The sequence below is a fragment of the Paenibacillus sp. FSL H7-0350 genome (assembly GCF_038593195.1).
Lineage (GTDB): Bacteria > Bacillota > Bacilli > Paenibacillales > Paenibacillaceae > Paenibacillus_AQ.
This window is the reverse complement of record NZ_CP151972.1, coordinates 1,433,013-1,452,574: the sequence shown is the minus strand read 5'-3', so window position 1 is coordinate 1,452,574 and position 19,562 is coordinate 1,433,013. Positions and strand designations below refer to the sequence as shown.

23 protein-coding genes and 1 tRNA gene are annotated in these 19,562 nt (G+C 52.1%); 22 read left to right on the top strand and 2 right to left on the bottom strand.

The features are described 5' to 3' along the window. Positions 1 to 46 precede the first annotated feature (46 nt). The 10 genes from NYE24_RS06760 to NYE24_RS06715 all read left to right on the top strand — a co-directional run bounded on the left by NYE24_RS06760 (position 47) and on the right by NYE24_RS06715 (position 7,670). A complete protein-coding gene (locus NYE24_RS06760; RefSeq protein ID WP_036701196.1) occupies positions 47 to 1,564 on the top strand; it encodes a carboxypeptidase M32 in 1,518 nt (505 codons plus the stop codon). A gap of 151 nt (positions 1,565 to 1,715) precedes the next feature. Next, a complete protein-coding gene (locus NYE24_RS06755) occupies positions 1,716 to 2,363 on the top strand; it encodes a hemolysin III family protein (RefSeq protein ID WP_342478326.1) in 648 nt (215 codons plus the stop codon). A 169-nt stretch (positions 2,364 to 2,532) separates the two neighbouring features. Further along, positions 2,533 to 2,889 (top strand): putative DNA-binding protein, encoded by a 357-nt coding sequence (locus NYE24_RS06750; RefSeq protein ID WP_036701198.1) that lies wholly within the window; start codon positions 2,533 to 2,535, stop codon positions 2,887 to 2,889. Positions 2,890 to 2,910: 21 nt separating this feature from the next. Further along, positions 2,911 to 4,302: a signal recognition particle protein gene (gene ffh / locus NYE24_RS06745; protein ID WP_036701200.1), complete on the top strand. Its 1,392-nt coding sequence runs from the start codon at positions 2,911 to 2,913 to the stop codon at positions 4,300 to 4,302. 432 nt (positions 4,303 to 4,734) lie between these two features. Continuing rightward, a complete protein-coding gene (gene rpsP / locus NYE24_RS06740) occupies positions 4,735 to 5,007 on the top strand; it encodes a 30S ribosomal protein S16 (RefSeq protein WP_036701203.1) in 273 nt (90 codons plus the stop codon). Between the two features lie 22 nt (positions 5,008 to 5,029). Beyond that, a complete protein-coding gene (locus NYE24_RS06735; RefSeq protein WP_020432321.1) occupies positions 5,030 to 5,260 on the top strand; it encodes a KH domain-containing protein in 231 nt (76 codons plus the stop codon). A 104-nt stretch (positions 5,261 to 5,364) separates the two neighbouring features. After that, positions 5,365 to 5,889 carry a ribosome maturation factor RimM gene (gene rimM, locus NYE24_RS06730; RefSeq protein ID WP_036701208.1) on the top strand — a complete coding sequence of 175 codons (525 nt, stop codon included), beginning with the start codon at positions 5,365 to 5,367 and terminating at the stop codon, positions 5,887 to 5,889. Further along, entirely contained in the window at positions 5,889 to 6,677 is a 789-nt protein-coding gene (gene trmD / locus NYE24_RS06725) for a tRNA (guanosine(37)-N1)-methyltransferase TrmD (protein WP_036701255.1), read from the top strand. Before rimM ends, trmD begins: the two co-directional genes overlap by 1 nt. 251 nt (positions 6,678 to 6,928) lie before the next feature. Continuing rightward, positions 6,929 to 7,057, top strand: coding sequence for a hypothetical protein (locus tag NYE24_RS06720; protein WP_341022736.1), 129 nt, complete (start codon positions 6,929 to 6,931; stop codon positions 7,055 to 7,057). A gap of 539 nt (positions 7,058 to 7,596) precedes the next feature. Next, a tRNA-Pro gene (locus NYE24_RS06715) sits at positions 7,597 to 7,670 on the top strand. A gap of 99 nt (positions 7,671 to 7,769) precedes the next feature. Here the strand turns inward: NYE24_RS06715 and NYE24_RS06710 are convergent. Further along, the gene (locus tag NYE24_RS06710) at positions 7,770 to 7,964 is read right to left on the bottom strand and encodes a hypothetical protein (protein ID WP_036701210.1); all 195 of its coding nucleotides are present in this window, start codon (positions 7,962 to 7,964) and stop codon (positions 7,770 to 7,772) included. A 227-nt stretch (positions 7,965 to 8,191) separates the two neighbouring features. On the opposite strand from NYE24_RS06710, the gene NYE24_RS06705 reads away from it, so the two are divergent. Next, positions 8,192 to 8,449 (top strand): hypothetical protein, encoded by a 258-nt coding sequence (locus tag NYE24_RS06705; RefSeq protein ID WP_036701211.1) that lies wholly within the window; start codon positions 8,192 to 8,194, stop codon positions 8,447 to 8,449. 118 nt (positions 8,450 to 8,567) lie between these two features. On the opposite strand, the gene NYE24_RS06700 is transcribed toward NYE24_RS06705, so the two are convergent. Further along, complete coding sequence (locus tag NYE24_RS06700; RefSeq protein WP_051494052.1) at positions 8,568 to 9,515, bottom strand: hypothetical protein; 948 nt, start codon at positions 9,513 to 9,515, stop codon at positions 8,568 to 8,570. Between the two features lie 278 nt (positions 9,516 to 9,793). On the opposite strand from NYE24_RS06700, the gene NYE24_RS06695 reads away from it, so the two are divergent. The 11 genes from NYE24_RS06695 to NYE24_RS06645 all read left to right on the top strand — a co-directional run bounded on the left by NYE24_RS06695 (position 9,794) and on the right by NYE24_RS06645 (position 19,471). Beyond that, positions 9,794 to 10,087: a hypothetical protein gene (locus tag NYE24_RS06695; protein WP_036701213.1), complete on the top strand. Its 294-nt coding sequence runs from the start codon at positions 9,794 to 9,796 to the stop codon at positions 10,085 to 10,087. Between the two features lie 146 nt (positions 10,088 to 10,233). Continuing rightward, positions 10,234 to 10,578, top strand: a complete 345-nt coding sequence (gene rplS, locus NYE24_RS06690) for a 50S ribosomal protein L19 (RefSeq protein WP_036701215.1) — start codon at positions 10,234 to 10,236, stop codon at positions 10,576 to 10,578. Positions 10,579 to 10,833: 255 nt separating this feature from the next. Further along, positions 10,834 to 11,454: a signal peptidase I gene (gene lepB / locus NYE24_RS06685; RefSeq protein WP_036701218.1), complete on the top strand. Its 621-nt coding sequence runs from the start codon at positions 10,834 to 10,836 to the stop codon at positions 11,452 to 11,454. A gap of 40 nt (positions 11,455 to 11,494) precedes the next feature. Then, a complete protein-coding gene (ylqF, locus tag NYE24_RS06680) occupies positions 11,495 to 12,358 on the top strand; it encodes a ribosome biogenesis GTPase YlqF (protein ID WP_036701219.1) in 864 nt (287 codons plus the stop codon). A 444-nt stretch (positions 12,359 to 12,802) separates the two neighbouring features. Further along, positions 12,803 to 13,435 (top strand): ribonuclease HII, encoded by a 633-nt coding sequence (locus tag NYE24_RS06675; protein WP_342478325.1) that lies wholly within the window; start codon positions 12,803 to 12,805, stop codon positions 13,433 to 13,435. Positions 13,436 to 13,505: 70 nt separating this feature from the next. Further along, positions 13,506 to 15,794, top strand: a complete 2,289-nt coding sequence (locus NYE24_RS06670) for a DNA ligase (RefSeq protein ID WP_342478324.1) — start codon at positions 13,506 to 13,508, stop codon at positions 15,792 to 15,794. Then, positions 15,791 to 16,093 (top strand): EscU/YscU/HrcU family type III secretion system export apparatus switch protein, encoded by a 303-nt coding sequence (locus NYE24_RS06665; RefSeq protein ID WP_036692460.1) that lies wholly within the window; start codon positions 15,791 to 15,793, stop codon positions 16,091 to 16,093. The genes NYE24_RS06670 and NYE24_RS06665 overlap by 4 nt, the downstream gene beginning before the upstream one ends. Then, positions 16,090 to 16,476 (top strand): YraN family protein, encoded by a 387-nt coding sequence (locus NYE24_RS06660; RefSeq protein WP_076158262.1) that lies wholly within the window; start codon positions 16,090 to 16,092, stop codon positions 16,474 to 16,476. Before NYE24_RS06665 ends, NYE24_RS06660 begins: the two co-directional genes overlap by 4 nt. 267 nt (positions 16,477 to 16,743) lie before the next feature. Further along, positions 16,744 to 17,025 (top strand): hypothetical protein, encoded by a 282-nt coding sequence (locus NYE24_RS06655; RefSeq protein WP_083677976.1) that lies wholly within the window; start codon positions 16,744 to 16,746, stop codon positions 17,023 to 17,025. Positions 17,026 to 17,059: 34 nt separating this feature from the next. Next, positions 17,060 to 17,569 (top strand): phosphoesterase, encoded by a 510-nt coding sequence (locus NYE24_RS06650; protein ID WP_342478323.1) that lies wholly within the window; start codon positions 17,060 to 17,062, stop codon positions 17,567 to 17,569. A 210-nt stretch (positions 17,570 to 17,779) separates the two neighbouring features. After that, positions 17,780 to 19,471, top strand: a complete 1,692-nt coding sequence (locus tag NYE24_RS06645; RefSeq protein ID WP_342478322.1) for a YifB family Mg chelatase-like AAA ATPase — start codon at positions 17,780 to 17,782, stop codon at positions 19,469 to 19,471. Positions 19,472 to 19,562: the final 91 nt, after the last annotated feature.

Here is a 19,562-nt window from a genome sequence, read left to right as displayed (position 1 = left end):
TATCATCAAGAGGAGTAGAAAAAAATGACAAGGCAGGTGCTCAGACATGGAACAGCAGGTCCGGGAACAATGGGATAAATTCAGCGAGCTATTATTTAAAATCAGAGGCTATTATGAAGCAATTGGACTTCTGGGCTGGGATCTGCGTACAGGCGCGCCCCGCAAAGGCGTAGAGACCCGTTCTGCCACGCTCGGTATGCTGAGTGGAGAGGCGTTCAGACTCCAGGTATCTGAGGAGATTGGAGCGTTCACAGAGTATCTCAGCCGCCCGGAAGTAGCGGAGCAGTTGGACGGCAATCAGAATAAGATTGTCAAGGATACGCGCAAGGAGTACCAGCGGAGCAAGAGCATTCCTTCCAAGACCTTCGAGGAATATTCGGTGCTCACCGCCCATGCGCAGACCGTGTGGGAAGAGGCTAAGGATGATAATGATTTCGCCTCCTTCGAGCCATATCTGACCAAGATTGTGGCCTTCAAACAAGAGTTCGTTGATTACTGGGGCGTACAAGGCTCGCGGTATGACACACTACTGGATATGTACGAGCCGGATTTGACGGTTGAGAAGGTGGATGCCATCTTCACCCGTCTGCGCAGCCGTCTTGTTCCGCTGGCCGAAGCGATCAATGCTTCGCCGAACAAGCCGGACACCGAATTCCTGAGCCAAATCTTCCCCAAGGAGCAACAGGAGAAGTTCGGCCTCTTCTTACTCGAACAGATGGGTTATGATTTCGAGGCAGGACGTCTGGATGAGAGTGTGCATCCGTTCGCAACGGGCCTGAACCCCGGCGATGTCCGAATTACAACGAACTATCTGCTCGACAATGTGACCAGCTCCATCTTCAGTTCGCTGCATGAGGGCGGACATGCTCTGTACGAGCAGAATTTCGGTGAAGAGCTGATCGGTACACCGTTGGCACAGGGCGCCTCCATGGGAATTCATGAATCCCAGTCCAGACTGTGGGAGAATATGATCGGCCGCAGCCGGGCCTTCTGGCAGCGTTACTATGGCGATCTGCAGCAGCATTTCCCGGAGCAGCTTGCGAACGTGGAGATGGAAGACTTTTACCGGGCAATCAACAGCGTAGGCAATTCCTTCATTCGGATCGAAGCCGATGAACTGACGTATAACCTGCATATTATTGTGCGTTATGAGATTGAGAAGCTGATTTTCAATGAAGGGCTTGAAGTCAAGGACTTGCCTAAGACCTGGAACGCGAAGTATCAGGAATACTTAGGTATTACACCGCCTACGGATGCGCTTGGCGTGCTGCAGGATGTTCATTGGTCCGGTGGAGATTTCGGCTATTTCGCTTCCTATTCCTTGGGTAACATGTATGCGGCCCAGATGCTGAACACTCTGCGCAAGGAGCTGCCGGAGTTCGAAGAGCTGATTGCTGCCGGTAACCTGCTGCCGATCAAAGAATGGCTGACGGGCAAGGTATACCGCTACGGCCAGAGCCTGACCCCTTCCCAGATTATCGAGCAAGTCACAGGCGAACCGCTGAATCCCGATTATCTGGCAGATTATCTGGAAGCGAAGTATACAGAGCTCTACAAGCTATAAGATTTGAATAAGCCTTGCTGCATCAGCAAATGATGGCTTCTTAAGCGATTAAATGATACAGCAGCAGCCTGCCCTGCGGCGTCCCTAAGCTGGAAGGACTTCGGAGAAACGGCTATAATAGAAGGAAACCGCAAACGGAAGGAATCGTGGTATGGCTAATACTCACACTTACAGCCGCAAGGAAGAAGTAGCTAATGCGGTTACTCACGGGATCGGCGCCGTCTTAAGCATTGCTGCGCTGGTGATGCTGGTCGTATATGCCGTTCAGAACGGCACGGCTTGGCATGTAGTCAGTTTCTCCATTTACGGCGCTACTATGCTGCTGCTGTATTTTAATTCAACCATGGTGCATAGTCTCAGGGAGGGGAAGGCGAAGGATTTCTTTGAATTCCTTGACCACTCCTCGATTTATTTATTCATTGCCGGAACGTACACCCCGTTTATGCTGGTGGCGATCCGCGGACCGCTGGGCTGGACCTTATTCGGTATCGCTTGGGGAGTGGCGGTGTTTGGTGTCTTCTTCAAGGCATTTTTCGTCAAAAAATTCCTGTTCATGTCCACCATCTTCTACATTGCGATGGGCTGGATGATCGTAATCGCCTGGAGCCCTCTGTCCCAGGCTGTCGCCAGTGGCGGGATGACACTGCTGGTAGCAGGGGGGTTGATGTACACCCTCGGCACCGTCTTTTATGTATGGCGGGGCTTCCCGTACCATCATGCAATCTGGCATTTATTCGTGCTTGCCGGAACCGTTCTGCACTTCTTCGTTGTATTGTTATACATTCTCCCTATTCATTAATGCGGGAAGTTAGGGCAGGTATGGCGCCTGATTTCAACACGGGAATGCCGGTATTGGGCAAAGTGAAAGATGACAAGTAAAAAGACTTGACATCTTTCTTTGTTTTCGGTATCATAAGGGACGTTGTGAAGCTGTAAAGTGTTTTTCCTTGACGAAGGGAGTGCCCTTAATGAGTCAGGAGAATAGGCTCGAGAAAACCAACCGGATTAACCTGTTATTTGCTTTCTATGAACGGCTGCTTACTGACAAGCAACAGACGTTTCTCAAATATTATTTCCATGATGATTTCTCCCTGGGGGAGATCGCAGCGGAATTTGAAATTAGCCGCCAGGCTGTGTACGAGCATATTAAGCGGGCGGAGCAAGTGCTTGAGAATTATGAAGAGAAGCTTGGACTCCTGTCCAAGCATGAAGACCGCAACAAATACTTAGAAGAACTGCGCAGATTGCAGGATACGGCAATGCTGCCTGAGCAATATAAACAGCAGTTCATGGAACTCATGGAACAGCTGCAGAAGTTAGAGTAGGAAGAAGGGAGCGAGCCGCCTATGGCATTTGAAGGATTAACCGGAAGATTGCAGAATGTGTTCAGCAAACTGCGCGGCAAAGGGAAAGTATCCGAAGATGACGTAAACGAAGCGATGCGTGAAGTGCGGCTGGCCCTTCTGGAAGCCGATGTTAACTTCAAGGTCGTCAAGGACTTTGTGTCTAAGGTGAAAGAGAAGTCTGTTGGCACGGAAGTGATGGACAGCTTCACGCCAGGCATGGTTATCATCGATATTGTGAACAAGGAACTGACTGAGCTGATGGGCGGAAGCCAGGCGAAGCTGGCTAAGTCGAACAAGCCGCCGACGGTCATCATGATGACGGGTCTGCAGGGCGCGGGGAAGACGACCACATCCGGTAAGCTGGCGAAGCTGCTGCAGAAGGGCAATCACCGCCCGCTGCTCGTAGCCGCCGATATCTACCGTCCGGCTGCAATCAAGCAGCTACAGGTGCTCGGAGAACAGATCAAGGTTCCTGTCTTCTCGCTGGGTGATCAGACCAGTCCGGTAGAGATTGCCAGACAAGGTGTTCAGCATGCGAAGGATAACAACCTGGATTATGTCATCATCGATACGGCAGGCCGCCTGCATATTGATGAAGAGCTGATGGAAGAGCTGAAGCAGATCCATAACGTGGTAACTCCAGACGAAGTGCTGCTTGTAGTCGATGCCATGACCGGTCAGGATGCCGTGAATGTGGCGGACAGCTTCAACAAGCAGCTGGAACTTACCGGCGTAGTGCTTACGAAGCTTGATGGTGACACCCGTGGTGGTGCTGCGTTATCCGTCAAGGCGGTCACCGGCTGCCCGATCAAATTCGCCGCTCTCGGCGAGAAGATCGATGCGCTGGAGCCGTTCCATCCGGAGCGGATGGCTTCACGGATACTCGGCATGGGCGACATGCTGTCGCTGATCGAGAAGGCTCAGGCCAACATCGATACCGAAAAAGCCAAGGAAATGGAACGTAAGATGCGCAATGCAGAGTTCACGTTCGATGATTTCCTGGAGCAGATGGATCAAGTGAAGAAGCTTGGACCGATCGATCAGATTCTTGATATGCTTCCCGGCATGAACAAGGCCAAGGGCATGAAGGACCTGAAGGTGGATGATAAGCAGATGGGCCGTGTCGAAGCCATTGTTCATTCCATGACCAAGGCCGAGAAAGCCCAGCCTGAGATTATCAACCACAACCGCCGCAAGCGTATTGCGGCAGGCAGCGGTACCAACGTCGCTGAGGTGAACCGGCTCATCAAGCAATTCGATGAAATGCGCAAGATGATGAAGCAGTTCTCCGGCATGATGGGCGGCGGAGGCGGCAAGGGTGGTAAGAAGAACGCCATGAAGCAGCTCAAGGGCCTTGCCGGCAAAGGCGGAATGAAGTTCCCGTTCCGCTGACCTTAATCTTTCAGGTTTAATGTTTAGGTTCTAGGTTTAAGATTTACCCCTAGATCTGAAATAGTACAACATCAGAAGATCGAATGATCTTTTGACCTTGACCTTTAGTCTTTCTAATAGATCTGAAATAGTACAACATCAGAAGATCGAGTAGTCTTTTGACCTTAATCTTTTGATCTTAAAATCTTTAAAACCTCGTTGCCAGGGAACGCCGCCAGTCAAGCGTATCCCGCAGGGAGGAAAAGCGGTCTCCGCTCGAACCCATCCAAGTCCCGCCAATCTGAACGCCTACGCTAGTTGCACTTAGCGGGTGTCCAGAGGGCAGAGCCCTTGGGGCCCTCCCTTCGGGAAGGGAGGGTTTGGGAGGGATCGAAAAAAGGTTTACCAAACTCTTTCCCTATATTTCGATATTCTTTTAAGGAGGTGAATTTCGTGGCAGTACGTATTCGTTTGAAAAGAATGGGAGCACATAAAGCGCCTTTCTACCGTGTAGTGGTTTCCGATTCCCGGTCTCCTCGTGACGGCCGTTTTATCGAGGAAATCGGTTATTATAATCCGATCGAAGTACCGGCAGTCGTTAAGATTGACGAAGAGAAGGCTCTTAAATGGCTTCAGACAGGTGCACAAGCATCTGATACCGTCCGCAACCTGCTTTCCAAAGCTGGCGTGATGAAGAAGTTCCATGAGTCAAAGCTTCAGAAATAATGACTGATTGCGAGGGTCCTCTATGGAAGAATTAGTTGGTGTTATTGCTAAGGCTTTAGTGGATCATCCGGAGGATGTGGCCGTACGGACCGTGGAGAAGGATCACCTGATTGTCTATGAGCTCTCCGTGCATCCTGATGATGTCGGTAAGGTCATCGGCAAGCAGGGACGGATCGCCAAAGCGCTTCGTACCGTAGTCACATCTGCAGCAGTCAAAAGTGATAAACGCGTTACCGTGGATATTTTATCTTAAGGATGCGCACAAGGAGGGGCTAGGGATAGTATATCCCGGCTCCTTTTTGTTGAAAATATAAGAATTTATTAGCTGTACGCAATCAACGTGAAGGAGATGAACACATGACAGAAGAGTTAACCGTAGGCAGACTGGTGAATACGCACGGCATTCGCGGAGAGGTCAAGATCCTGTCGCATACCGATTTCCCGGAAGTGCGGTTTGCACCCGGCAACAAGCTGCTGCTGATTCCCGCAGACGGAAGCCCGAAATTCGAGGTTACGATAGAATCGGCGAAAGAACATAAAGGAATGTATATCGCCAAGCTGAAGGGGTATACGAATATTAATGAGATCGAGAAATACAAAGGCAGTATGCTCAAGGTGCCTAGTGATAATCTGGTTGAGCTGCCGGAGAACGAGTATTACTTCCACCAGATCGTAGGCTGTGAAGTCTACACGGATGAAGATGCCAGCCAGCCGCTGGGAACGATTACAGAGATTCTGCAGCCCGGGGCCAACGATGTCTGGGTAGTGAAGCCGAAGAAGGGCCAGGATATTCTGATTCCGGTTATTAACGATGTAGTGCTGGACGTCAATATTGCAGACAAAAAAATCACCGTGCATCTCATGGAAGGGCTGCTCCCATGATCCGCATCGACGTGCTGACGCTGTTCCCGGATATGTGTGAAGGCGTCTTCGGCACCAGCATTCTCGGTAAGGCCCGTGATAAAGGCATTGCTTCACTGAACACTGTGAACTTCCGCGACTTCTCGGGCAACAAGCATAATAGCGTAGATGACACGCCTTATGGCGGAGGGGGAGGCATGGTGCTGAAGCCTGACCCTATCTTCGCAGCGGTGGAGCATGTGCTGGCTCAGAATAACGCTGGCGGGGAGCATGGGGACAACGGGGATACAGAGGCAGTGAAGCCGCGTATTATTCTGATGTGCCCCCAGGGCCGGACCTATAACCAGCAGATCGCCGAAGAGCTGGCACAGGAACAGCACCTGATCTTCATTTGCGGTCATTATGAGGGCTATGACGAGCGAATCCGTGAGCATCTGGTGACGGACGAGCTGTCGATTGGCGACTATGTGCTGACCGGCGGTGAGCTGCCTGCCTTGACCGTAATAGATTCGATCGTGCGGCTGCAGCCGGGGGCGCTGGGTAACGAGACCTCTGCAATCTCTGACTCCTTCAGCACCGGGCTGCTGGAGTACCCGCATTATACCCGGCCGGCAGAGTTCAGGGGCTGGAAGGTGCCGGACATGCTGCTCAGCGGACATCATGCCAATATCGAAGTGTGGCGGCGTGAGCAGGCGCTTCAGCGTACCCTCGAACGCAGACCGGATCTGCTGGAGACGGCTGAGCTGACAGTGAAGGACAAGCAGACGCTGAAGCGGCTGCAGGAGCAGGCAAGCCTTAAGAATAATTAACTGTAAATTTGGGCCTGAATAGAGTCATAGCTGGCGTCTTTTTAACGTATATTACGTTAGGGAGGCGTTTTTTGCTGTGTGCTGGGGATTGTAAGACATGTTTCATGAATGTGACAGGTAGGCAGGAAGAGTAGCTTTTTATTTGAAAATAGAAGCAGGGGTGTGTCGGTACCCATGTAGAGGGGTAATAATAAGAGGCGCCGCAAGAGTAGATGCAGCTTAAGACACAGCTAGCTTAACTATCGAAAGGAATGACTGAAGTGACTACGAATACGCATGAACCATTCAAGCCAGCCGTGGACACAGTCCACAACAAAGAAGCGGAGCCGCTCCGCACAGTAAGTGATATTATCGATTTCTATAAGAATCGTAAATCATAACTAAGATGTGCAAGGAATGAATTAGACCCTGGTATCAGGTTCCATAGCCTCAGTAATACAGCAGATTACACCAATAACCGCTTGAACAGAAGGACTTAAGGTCCTGATGGCTCAAGCGGTTATTTTTAGATAATAAGCAGGTAAATAAAAAAGACCGTCCGAAGACGGTCTCTCTACCCGAGGCGCTAGTTTGTAACTTTGATCCGTATCCCGCGCCACCAAGGCTAAACCATTCAGCCGTTGGTCCGGGTAAGGGATACGTTCAGCATGTCATGCTTGATGTGAACGCACCTCCTTTCCTTGTGCCAAGAGTATAGCACAGCCTTTACGGAAAATCCATTAAATTTTAATAACATCCGAAAAAATATTGAACTCCATAAAAACGCTGAACTCTATTTGAAACTACTGCACTAGTGAGGTATATTTATAGTATAAGTAGTTAGTAACCGCTTACAGTCATATTATGTATTAGATGAACGTATGTTAATCGTAGGTATGCGGCAGACGTAAGTATGAAGGAATGGATTGATTTGAAATGTCGGGGTATAGCGCAGCCTGGTAGCGCGCACCCTTGGGGTGGGTGAGGTCGCAGGTTCAAATCCTGTTACTCCGATTATTCCCGTTTTCGTTTAAAATAAAAAACACTTCCGTCAGCGCAGCACGCTCTGTAGGAAGTGTTTTTATTTAGGTGATAAGGCTATGTGCGGTTAAACTAGAACCTGCCCCTGTCTCTATCCCGGCGGGTAAGCATAATGACTCCCGTAACCAGTGAATACAAGGCAACAACCATAAGCAATACAATGGCCCAAGTATAATTGCGCACCGTGTAGGTGAGCGAAGCGAAAATGATAAACCAGGCGATCCGCAGTACTCCTTCATTAATAAAACGTCTGCCTGCTGTACTCATGATTCCTGCCTCCTTATGGATTGTAGAAGATTGTTCACAACCGTAAGCGGTTAATTGTTTTGTTACTTTAATATTACCCCTTTTTACACAAAATTGATACACAATGTTCACAAGTTATTCATTTCACAGCTAATTTAATTATAGACAGCTGCTGCGTGACGATAGCCGTTACCGGCTTATCCCTCCCCTCATAAGATACAGAACCACGATTAAGGAGGAAACAGCAGATGGAAGCTTATTATAATTGTCTCCATTGCAAGGATAAGCGTGTACGCATTATGACTTCTGACGGCAAACGTCATGAAGGAATTATTGTGGATGTGGACCGGAATAATGTGTATCTGAAAACAAAGGGCAATGGTAGAATGCAAACTTCGGCCTTCTATCCGGGCGGTGCAGGAAACTACTATGGCGGATACTATGGCTACGGCAGTCAGATCCTTACCTTGAGCCTGTTCACGCTTCTGGCGATTGCGCTAATCTGACGATGGCCTGAACAACACAAAAAAGTGGGCTCCTGGAAGTCAGGAAGGCCCACTTTTTGCGTGAATAAATTATAGGATGATATAGTATACGGGTAAAATGCGCTCAAGGTAGAGGCTGTTAATTAACGGATATAGCTCCGATCTGCGTGGTTAACGATAGCAGCGGACCGCCGCCATTATAATCCTTAGATGTACCGTTGTCAGCGCCGGAGATGTGGCCAAGTTCGCTGCGGGCTTTGACCGTACATGCGGTTGATGCTGACAGATCGGCGGAGATTCTTCCGATATCGCTCTTGGCCTTGAGGCTGCTGCCCTTGGTCATGCTGGATACTCCAAGCTCAATACTTCCCGTATTCGACTCCACACTGGACTTGCCTGTGAACACGGTGTCTTGAAGGATGATGCTGCCCACATTGCTGTTAATCTCAAAAGTCCCCTCGAGCCCGCGGAGCTGAACGGTGCCTACATTATTATCAATCTCAAACCGGTCAACGGTCTCTGGAATCCCGATTACATAATTAATGCTGAAGTTGGAATCGCCGTACTCATGCTGCGCCCATTCCCAGAGATCCTTCTTTGCATTGCCTTCACCATGAGCAGAGACGATGAGAGCGTCACCTTTATGTTCAATAGAAACTTCCGTATGATCCAGTACACCGGATACCAGCTTGTGGCCTGTCTGCTCATGGACAATGACGGTGGCCTGGACAGTAATCTCGTCACCTGAAGCGGGCGCCACTGCGACTTCCCCCACCGAATTATCTAACTTAAGGACAGAAGCCGAAGCAATAGGCAGGGAGGTGGAGAACTTCCGGCTGATTCCGCTAGTGTTCATTTGATCTTCAATCATGCCCGCTGTGTTCTCGATGGCGTCGCCTACAGCATCACTGGCATCGCTGAGACTCTGCTTCACGGCTTCTGCCGCTTCCTGGGTGAAGCTGCCGGAGATCGTCTGCTCCAGTTGGCTATCCGCTGCTTCCTTGCCGGGAAGCTCCCGGCAGCCGGTAAGTGCAATAGAAAATACGGCCATTGCTGCAATAATTGCTGTGCTGTGATGTTTCTTCATTATATAGGCCCTCCTAAAGGCATGATTATTTGCTTATGTATACTCAGTATTATATATTATGGGAAAACACTGGATAACAGCCTGGCGGCGGGTTGTTGTACTGGACTATAGTCCAGTAAGCCTGCGGCTACATTTCAACTCTGCATTATGGTACACTAGCGTTAGATTAAGGAACGGAAGAATGAAATGTGACAGCTGGAGGGCCGGCACGGAAGCAGACCCGGGAGACGGTCTGTTTACTATTTTGACTGAACAAGTCAGAGGGGCGGATGAGCCAAATGCAGTATGCAGCTTTCCTGATCGTTGTGTTGGTGGGCGCAGTTGTCTATACCGTGTACCGCAGCCGGATGAGCCAAGAACAGACTGAAGCGCCGAAGCAGGGGAAGGCCAGTAATGTGATTTCTATGGAAGGGCACCGTAAGGCCAAGCAGAATGCTGCGGATCAGCAGTGCTCCTCCTGTAAGAAGAAGAACGGCAAGCTGATTTTTTATGCCCAGGATGACGGAAGTGTGGTCGGACTCTGCAAGGATTGCAAGGTGAAGGCGAAGAAACGGGATATGCTGCCGCTTTAAAGAATAAATATATGTTGCATGAGCCTGTCTTTTATGATAAAATTACTTCTGTTGTGTGGAATACGGTGGTCCTCTGCGGATAATGAGGGAGAGCAACGGCTCTCCGGAAGAGGCAAGAACACCTGTACGGAAGGAGGAAGTCCTTAATGAATATCCTACAAGCAATTACACAAGAGCAACTTCGTAAAGATATCCCGAGTTTTCGCCCGGGTGACACTTTGAAGGTGCATGTAAAAGTTATCGAAGGAACTCGTGAGCGTATCCAGTTGTTCGAAGGCGTTGTAATCAAACGTCGCGGCGGCGGTATCGGTGAGACTTTTACGGTTCGTAAAATCTCTTATGGTGTTGGTGTGGAAAGAACATTCCCAGTTAACTCCCCTAAACTCGAGAAAATCGAAGTGGCTCGCCGCGGTAAAGTTCGTCGTGCGAAGCTGTACTATCTTCGTGACCTGCGCGGTAAAGCTGCAAGAATTAAAGAAATTCGTCGCTAGAATAGTGACAAAGGAAAGGGGCTTGAATTCAAGCCCCTTTCGTTTATTTCTTGTAATTAAAGAATTGTGCTCCCCGCAAAGTACCTGAGTAAGAATCGAAGTTCAAGCATCACTTTGTGGGTTTTTAGACATATGTGCCTTAGGAACAGCTTCTCCGAAAAGGCCTCCTGAAGGAGTAATCGCGGGGGAGTTTTTGGCAGGAGCTTTTTTGTATTGTATAGTGGAGATAACAATTATTGGAGAGGACGGTGAACTATGCAGCAGGATTTGCAGCAAGGGCAAGGCGAAGTGATTGATTCAAACGGCCAGAGCCCCCGGAAGCCAAAGAATGAAGTCCTGGAATGGATTAAAGCGATAGCGATTGCATTGGTTCTGGTTATTCTAATACGCTGGCTTTTGTTCAAACCGTTTATCGTAGACGGCCCTTCCATGAAGCCTAACTTCCATACCGGCGAAAGAGTGATTGTTAACGAAATTCTCTACGATATCCGCAAGCCGGAGCGCGGAGAAGTCATTGTGTTCCATGTGCCTTCAGAGGGCCGGGATTTCATTAAGCGTGTCATTGGTGTGGCAGGCGACACAGTCACAGTTGAAGGGGATGTCGTTACAGTTAACGGAGAGCCTGTGAACGAAACGTACATCCAAGGCGCGATTGATGATGCGCATAATAACAACATTTTGTACAACAATAAGAACTTCCCGAATGAGCAGTTTACGGACAATAAGGTGCCGGAAGGCCATGTGTTCGTAATGGGGGATAACCGCTCTGACAGCACGGACAGCCGGATGATCGGTTATGTGCCGCTGGGGGATATTGTCGGCCGTGCAGACCTTATTTTCTGGCCGGTGAAGAATATTTCATTAATAAATCATTAATTCATTACGAAGCTGACAGAAGTCAAAGGAGGTGACGGCATTGGCCATTCAATGGTTTCCTGGTCATATGACGAGGGCTAGACGGCAAATCGAGGATAAGCTGAAGCTAATTGATGTTGCAATAGAACTGCTTGATTCCCGTCTGCCGATTTCGAGCCGCAATCCGATGATTGACGATATTTTGCGGGACAAGCCAAGACTGATTATTCTAAATAAAGCAGATCTGGCCGATCCGGAAGCTACGCGCAAGTGGCTGGCTTATTTCAAGGAGCAGGGTCATGTTGCCTATCCGGTAGATGCTTCTACTGGCACTGGAATTAAAGAAATTCCGGAGCAGGTGAAGCTGCTGCTAAAGGACAAGATCGACCGGCAAATTGCCAAGGGCATGAATCCGCGTGCGATGCGGGCACTGATTGTGGGCATTCCCAACGTAGGCAAATCGACTCTCATTAACCGGATGGCAGGAAGAAATATTGCAATTACCGGTGACCGTCCGGGGGTTACCAAGGGCCAGCAATGGATTAAGACCGGCGGTAGTCTGGAACTATTGGATACGCCGGGGATTCTTTGGCCGAGGTTCGAGGACCAGGCGGTAGGCTATAAGCTGGCAGTAACCGGGGCCATTAAGGAAGAAATCCTGAATATTGAGGATATCGCTTATTATGCGGTGAAATATCTGGTGAAGGATTACGGAAGCCGGTTCAAGGAGCGCTTCGATATCAGTAAGCTGCCGGAGGACTTAGAGAACCCGGATGAAATCGTAGCCGTTATGGAAGCGGTAGGGCGTAAGCGCGGTTGTCTGATGAGCGGTGGCCGTGTAGATCTGGAGAAGGCTTCACGCGCGCTGCTGCATGAGCTTCGTGCCGGGAAGCTTGGACGCTTCACGCTGGAGACACCTGAATAGTAGAATGTAGTATGGAATGGAAGAGCCATCCGTGAATGTGGGGTGGTTCTTTTTTTGCGTATTAGAGGGTTGAGGAAGAATGGGCTGGAAGTCGTTAGTGCTGTGAAGTGTGAGAAGGAGCGCGAAAAGACATTGGGAGAGTTGGAGAGAACAAGGGTGGGGGTATGAGAAGATGCGTGAAGCAATCATGTAAGAATTGCAACTTTTCTCTATTAATATTGGACGGAGCAGCAGAAGTGTTGTTTTTCATACAACTTTTTTGGATTTGCGCAGTATTAATGAAGGGATTGTTGTATTCAGTGCAGAATTTTAAGATTCTGAGACTGGGATTGGATGGAAATGAGTGCAAGTTCGAAGCTCTTTTGGGATTCGCATTCTGTCATATATTCGTAGGAAGATCATAGATGTAGCTTATTTTAATTTTAGTGGGCAGGTGGAGAGACGATGAGTGAGATAGATATGCTTGGGTATGAAAAAGAAGGCTGGGGACAATCTTTCCGTCACATCGCAGGTGTGGATGAAGTGGGCCGGGGGTGTTTGTTCGGGGATGTGGTGGCTGCAGCGGTAATTTTGCCGGTGGGGCTGATTATTGAGGGTGTGGATGACTCTAAGAAGCTGACGGCCAAAAAGCGGGATGCTCTGTATGAGACCATTATGGAGCAGGCGCTGGCGGTAAGCTTAGGGCATGTGGGGGCAGCGGTGATCGATGAAATTAATATTAAGCAGGCTTCGCGTTTGGCGATGCGCCTGGCGGTAGAAGGTTTAAGCCAGCAGCCGGACTATATGCTGATTGATGCGGAGAAGGTGGAACTGCCCTTGCCGCAGCGCGCCATCATCAAAGGGGATGCCAACAGCCAGTCGATTGCTGCCGCCTCCATTATAGCCAAGGTGACCCGTGACCGGCTCTGTGAGGGCTTGTGGGAGGAATTATACCCGGATTATGGGATTAAAGTACATAAAGGATATGCTACCAAGCTGCATCGTGAACAGATCAAGCTACTTGGTGTAACTCCGATGCACCGGCGCAGCTTCATCGGCAATATTCTGGCGGAGCAGGAACAGCTGGCTTTATTCTAAGCGTGTGACCCAGATAATCACAAATGAAGGCGAAATACCGATATAAATAGAAAGAAGGGAGGCGGACAACATGAACATCGGATCACTGGTTCGCGGTTTGCTTGGCGACAGTAAGGCGGGAGAGGCCAAATCTGTAGAGCTTAAGGAAGGTCAGGTTGTTCGCGGCGTTGTGCTTAGCGTATCCGATTCCGGAAAAGAAGCGGTGGTGCAGATTCAGGGAACGCCGGTACGGGCTGAACTGGAAACACCGCTGGCAGCCGGTCAGACGCTGAACCTGCAGGTGGGTGCACCAGGAGAAGGCGGCTTGCCGGTGCTTAAGCCGGTATCTCTTGGGGAGGCGGCTATGGTCTCGCCGCAGAGTATGGGCGAGGCACTCGAGTCGCTTGGACTTGCCAATTCCAAGACGGGCCGGGAGATTGTTCAAGCGATGCAGGCTGGAGGACTGGCTTTCACTAAGGAGACTGCGGCGAAGCTGGATGCAGTAATGAATGCCAAACCTCCCGGTGTCCCTGCTTCAGAATGGCTGGAGGCGGCTGTAATCTCGGTGAAGCGAGGCTTGCCTGTAACGGCTGAGACGGTGAAGGGGCTGCAGCAGGCTGTATTCGGACCGAAGTTGCATGATCTGCTGGCGAAACTGGAGACTGCGCTGAACGTATGGGTGAAGCAAGGGGCGGAAGGCGACGGATCAGGTCAAGCTGCGGGGAATAGCAGACCTGCGGCAGGGCTGCTGACAGGCGGAGTGAATGCTGGGCTGGCTGGCAATGGAGGGACTGCCGGGGTGAATACTCAGGCGGGACAGAGCGGTAATGCGGGCACTTCGCAGGCTGTGGGTGCCAATGGACAAGCTGCATTGGTATCAGCGGGAGATGCAGAACCTGCAGGAAGCGGGGATGCGGTTGGAGTGCGTGAAGGTGCAGGGAACGCAGCTGGAGCACGTGGCGGAGGTGCGGGGAACGTAGCAGGAACGCATGGTGAAGGAGCGGGAAGCGTGGCTGGAGCGCGAGAAGGCGCGGGAATCGCGGCGGGAACGCGTAGTGAAGGTGCGGGAAATGCAGCCGGAGTGCGTGAAGGAGCGGGGAACGTAGCAGGAGCGCGTGGCGAAGTTGCGGGGAGCGTGGCAGGAACGCGAGAAGGAGCGGGGAATGTAGCTGGAGCGCGTGGCGAAGGAGCGGGAAGCGTGGCTGGAGCGCGAGAAGGCGCGGGAATCGCGGCGGGAACGCGTAGTGAAGGTGCGGGAAATGCAGCCGGAGTGCGTGAAGGAGCGGGGAACGTAGCAGGAGCGCGTGGCGAAGTTGCGGGGAGCGTGGCAGGAACGCGAGAAGGAGCGGGGAATGTAGCTGGAGCGCGTGGCGAAGTTGCGGGGAGCGTGGCAGGAACGCGAGAAGGCGCGGGGAATGTAGCTGGAGCACGTGGCGAAGTTGCGGGGAGCGTGGCTGGAGCGCGAGAAAGCGCAGCAATCGCGGCGGGAACGCGTGGCGAAGGTGCGGGTACCGCAGCTGGAGTGCGTGAGGGCGCAGGCGTTGCCGCGCAGACGCAGAGCGCTGCGGGGCCTGCCCTGCTTGCGAAGCTGCAGGGTGTGCTCTCCGAGCTGCGCGGCACTCTGCCGCAGCTCGCCGAAGCGCCGCCCGCCTCCGGCGCGGCGGGCGGCAGTGCAGCCCCTGCGGCTGCGCCGCCGCAGGGGGAACCCGCCGCCACCCAGGGGACTGACCCCTGGGTGGGGCGGATCTTGAAGCTGCTCGGTGCGGAGCACGAGCAGCAGATCCTGCGCGGCGGCGGGGCGCACACCGCCGCTGCGCAGGCAGCGTCCGGCGGCGCAGAAGATGCCGCCGGTACGCTCAAGGGCGTGCTGCTGCAGGTACTGGGCAGCAGTGAGGCCCCGCCCGCGGTGAAGGAAGCCGCGGGCCAGCTGGTTCAGCAGCTGACAGGCCAGCAGCTGCTGCTGAATACAGACCGCACCGCGCCGTTCGCGCAGGTGACGATGTTCCTGCCGCTTCACGGGCCGGATGGCCGGGAGACGGCCTCCGTCCAGATCCAGTCGCGGCGCGGCAGCAAAGGGGAGCTCGACGCGGCGAATTGCCGCTTGTGGTTCGATCTGGACATGAAGCAGCTCGGCCAGACGATGGTCGATGTGCAGGTGGTGGACCGCATCGTCAGCCTGAAGCTGCATAACGATGAACCTTGGGTACTGGAGCTGCTGGAGGGCCGCCGCGAGGAGATGAAAGCGGCGGTCGAAGGCATAGGCTATCAGCTGTCCAGCTTGCGCACGGAGGCATTGCCGGAACGGAGCGTGGCCGCTGCTGCGGTGAAGCCGTCCGATTATGCTCCTCAGGAGTACAAAGGAGTAGATTACCGCATATGAGTGAGTCTGAGCAGAAGGTTCCGCAGAATCTTAAGAAGGCAGTGGCGCTCAAATATATTCCAGGGCAGAGCGAAGCACCGGTGGTTGTTGCTAAGGGGCAAGGCTCGGTTGCGGACATCATCCTGCAAAAGGCAAAGGAAAACGGAGTGGCGGTCCAGGAGGATGCTGCGCTGGTAGAGGTGCTGTCGAAGCTGGATCTCGACCAGCAGATTCCGCCTCAGCTCTACCAGCTGGTGGCTGAGATTCTCAGCTATGTATACCAGAGTGACCGGACAGCCGGGGAACGGAGACAGAAGTGAGCCATAACGGGGATGGCAGAACCTACACCCGCCAGGAGAAAGGCGCTGCTGCCGAGCAGGCGGCCCGAATGTATCTGACTTCACGGGGCTACCTCATCCGGGATTATAACTGGCGCTGCCGTAGCGGAGAGCTGGATATTATCGCAGAGTATGAAGGCGCTCTGGTCTTCATTGAGGTGCGCAGCCGGAGCGGTTCAGCCGTGCAGGGCACTGCGGAGGAGTCGGTCGATGCGCGCAAAATCCGTCAGGTGAGAGAGACAGCCCGGGTCTATCTGCATATGCAGGGACTGCAGCCGGCTGCAATTGCCTTTGATGTGATTGCTGTACAGCTTCAGCCGGACTTAAGCATCGGCTCCCTGCGGCATCTCCGGGAAGCCTTTTAACGGTCTCTGTTTGCGAAAAACGGGTAGAATTTAACAATTATCCTTGACAGATGCCGGACTTCATGGGTCATTTCTCAAAAGAAGTGGGTAAACATTAGTGTAACTTTTAATGCCACCATGAGGAGGGCTGCCGGAATGAGGAATCAACCAATGAATATACAGGTAAGCTTTACTTGCCAAAATTGTGAGCATAATATAGTAACGGAACTTGGCGCAGAGCCCTTATCCGTTGTATGCTGCAGTAATTGTAATAAGACATTTACCGTTATGCGGCCTGCAATAGCGGAAGAGATATTGATTGACTGGGAGAATGAAGCGTTATTCCACAAGATGCGTGCTGAGAAAACTCAAGACAGCAACAGCAGCCTCTTGTCACTGGTCATCAATGTGATCGAGCTGCTGACCTGGCGCGACAAGGGCAACGGACAAGTGGAGGCTATTAAGGAAATGCGCAAATGGCTGATCGAGCATGAGGAAGCGCCGCCCGTGGCAGAATTAATACAAATGGATGTGAACCGGCGCGGAGCCAAACGGAAGTGGAATGAATAAGGAATCAGGCACTTAGCGAAAGCGGGGAGCGGTCTTGTCCAAAGTATTTTTTACCTCAGATCATCATTTTGGCCATAACCTGATCATTGATTTTGAATCGCGGCCTTTTGCCGGTGCGGAAGAGATGGACAAGGTGATGATTGCGAACTGGAATGCTGTCGTAGGCAAGGAGGACACAGTTTTTCATCTTGGGGACTTTTCCTTCAGGAATCAAGAGGATACCCGGAGCATTGTGGCTGCCCTGAACGGGTACAAGATATTGATTCTTGGCAATCATGACCGTGGACGCGGACGGAACTGGTGGCTGGAAGCCGGGTTTGATGAGGTCAGTGAGTATCCGATGATATACAAGGAGTTTTTTCTGCTCTCGCATGAGCCGATGTATATGAACAAGCATATGCCTTACGTGAATGTGCACGGACATATTCATGGACAGAAGTATGAAGGCAATCATCATTTTAATATCTGTGTGGAACACTGGAATTACACCCCGCTGTCCTTTGAGCAGATCAGGAATTCGGTGGTAGCCAGTGAAGAAGGCTGAATAAAATGATTCTTTGGTCATGATTGCGCAATTATGCAAGACTATTAAAAGCTGATTTTTGTGCAGCGTTATATGCGCAATAACCTTGCATCTTGTGTAGGGTTACGGCTATACTGAGTGTAATTAAGCTTACGGAAAAAGAGGAAGCACCTTTTTTCCTGGAAACGAACGCCCGCTGCGGGCGTATTTCTGGAGAAGAGGTGCTTATTTGTGTACGGAAAAATGCATAGCGCATGCCTGTATGGCATTGAAGGTGTAATGATTGGAGTAGAGGTGGATCTGGCTAACGGCTTGCCGCAGACCATTATTATCGGCCTGCCAGATTCGGCAGTCAGGGAAGCGGTCGAACGGGTGCGGGCCGCTGTCAAAAATTGCGGGTACAGCTATCCCCAGCAGCGGGTGACGATTAATCTGGCCCCGGCGGATCTGCGCAAGGAGGGCTCGGCGTTTGATCTGGCGATTGCCCTGGGGATACTGACGACCAGCGGCCAGCTTGTCATGCCGGAAGCCGGGCAGATGCTGCTGATTGGTGAGCTTGCGCTGGACGGAAGTCTGCGGCCGGTAAATGGGGTATTATCCATGGCCCAGGCTGCGCGGCAGGCCGGAATTCATGCTGTCCTGGTGCCACCCGGCAATGCGGCGGAAGCTGCGTTGATCGCGGGAATGAAGGTGTACACTGCCGGGCATCTGCGGGAGCTGCCTCAGCCCGGTCAGATTATTCCGCCGAATTCGGTTGAACGATCTGAAGTGGCCGGGTCTGAGCTGCTGCAGGCTGATTTACCGTTTCCAGTATCAGTATCTGTGAGTGCTGAAGCGTCTTCCAGGAAACGTCCGCCCGTTCTGGCTTTGTCCCTTGACCATTTGAGATATCGTTCTGAGCCAGCGGAGAAGATTCCTTCCCAGCTTGGGGTGAAGCAGCTAATGAATGAAGATTACAGCGATGTTATTGGCCAGAATCATGTGAAGCGGGCGCTTACGATTGCGGCTGCCGGGATGCACAATATTATTCTGATCGGCCCTCCAGGTACGGGGAAGACCATGTTGATTAAGCGGTTACCCGGAATTCTTCCCGATCTTACCGATCAAGAATCGCTTGAGGTGATGAAGATATTCAGTGCTGCCGGGAAGCTTAGAGACGGCGGAGGCGGCTTGCTGCGGGAACGTCCGTTTCGTTCACCGCATCATACCATCTCAGCAGCCGGATTGATCGGCGGGGGAGGAATTCCGAAGCCGGGGGAAGTTAGCCTTGCGCACCGCGGTATTCTCTTCCTGGACGAGCTGCCCGAGTTCTCCCGGACTGTGCTTGAAGTGCTCCGTCAGCCGCTGGAGGATGGGATTGTCACAATCAGCAGGGCACGGGCATCCTTCACCTTCCCGGCCCAGTTCCTGCTCGCTTGCTCCATGAATCCCTGCATGTGCGGATTTCTTGGTAATGGCAATGCGGAACAGAGGTGCAGCTGCAGTCCGGCCAAAATCGCTAAGTACCGGGGCAAAATCTCGGGTCCGCTGCTGGACCGGATGGATATGCAGGTTGATGTGCCGCGTCCAAGAGAAGGCGACAGAAGTGTACCTCCGGTCTCAACGGCACAGATGCGTTCTGCGGTTCTGCGGGCTCAAGCCATTCAGGCGAAGCGGTATAACACTCTGCCGATCTCCTGGAACAGCGAGCTGTCAGGGGCGGCGCTTCGCCGTTATGCTGCGCTGCGGCCGGAAGAGGAGATGCTGCTCAGCAGTATTCTGGAGAGTCTCGGGCTTAGCATGCGGGCGCATGACCGGATTATTAAGCTGGCCCGCACGATTGCCGATTTGGAAGGAACGGAGGAGATTAGCGCTGCGCATCTGGCCGAAGCAGTCCAATACCGCAATCTGGACAGGCAGGTCATGGTGGAGGAGGAAGCCTGACACGCCAAAACCCCCGTCCGGGGCCGCCGGGCAGGGGGATGGCATTCTGAAACGGTACCGTCCTTTAAAAGGACGGCAATGCCGTTTCCAC

Bases quoted from the DNA above. Each gene is read 5' to 3' on its own strand.
- NYE24_RS06670 (WP_342478324.1), top strand. From the start codon at position 13,506: ATGAACATCGGATCACTGGTTCGCGGTTTGCTTGGCGACAGTAAGGCG.
- NYE24_RS06720 (WP_341022736.1), top strand. From the start codon at position 6,929: ATGACTGAAGTGACTACGAATACGCATGAACCATTCAAGCCAGCCGTG.
- NYE24_RS06710 (WP_036701210.1), bottom strand. From the start codon at position 7,964: ATGAGTACAGCAGGCAGACGTTTTATTAATGAAGGAGTACTGCGGATC.
- NYE24_RS06755 (WP_342478326.1), top strand. From the start codon at position 1,716: ATGGCTAATACTCACACTTACAGCCGCAAGGAAGAAGTAGCTAATGCG.
- NYE24_RS06675 (WP_342478325.1), top strand. From the start codon at position 12,803: ATGAGTGAGATAGATATGCTTGGGTATGAAAAAGAAGGCTGGGGACAA.
- NYE24_RS06655 (WP_083677976.1), top strand. From the start codon at position 16,744: ATGCGGCCTGCAATAGCGGAAGAGATATTGATTGACTGGGAGAATGAA.
- rimM (WP_036701208.1), top strand. From the start codon at position 5,365: ATGACAGAAGAGTTAACCGTAGGCAGACTGGTGAATACGCACGGCATT.
- NYE24_RS06760 (WP_036701196.1), top strand. From the start codon at position 47: ATGGAACAGCAGGTCCGGGAACAATGGGATAAATTCAGCGAGCTATTA.
- ffh (WP_036701200.1), top strand. From the start codon at position 2,911: ATGGCATTTGAAGGATTAACCGGAAGATTGCAGAATGTGTTCAGCAAA.
- NYE24_RS06665 (WP_036692460.1), top strand. From the start codon at position 15,791: ATGAGTGAGTCTGAGCAGAAGGTTCCGCAGAATCTTAAGAAGGCAGTG.
- NYE24_RS06705 (WP_036701211.1), top strand. From the start codon at position 8,192: ATGGAAGCTTATTATAATTGTCTCCATTGCAAGGATAAGCGTGTACGC.
- NYE24_RS06750 (WP_036701198.1), top strand. From the start codon at position 2,533: ATGAGTCAGGAGAATAGGCTCGAGAAAACCAACCGGATTAACCTGTTA.
- lepB (WP_036701218.1), top strand. From the start codon at position 10,834: ATGCAGCAGGATTTGCAGCAAGGGCAAGGCGAAGTGATTGATTCAAAC.
- NYE24_RS06735 (WP_020432321.1), top strand. From the start codon at position 5,030: ATGGAAGAATTAGTTGGTGTTATTGCTAAGGCTTTAGTGGATCATCCG.
- rplS (WP_036701215.1), top strand. From the start codon at position 10,234: ATGAATATCCTACAAGCAATTACACAAGAGCAACTTCGTAAAGATATC.
- NYE24_RS06695 (WP_036701213.1), top strand. From the start codon at position 9,794: ATGCAGTATGCAGCTTTCCTGATCGTTGTGTTGGTGGGCGCAGTTGTC.
- NYE24_RS06700 (WP_051494052.1), bottom strand. From the start codon at position 9,515: ATGAAGAAACATCACAGCACAGCAATTATTGCAGCAATGGCCGTATTT.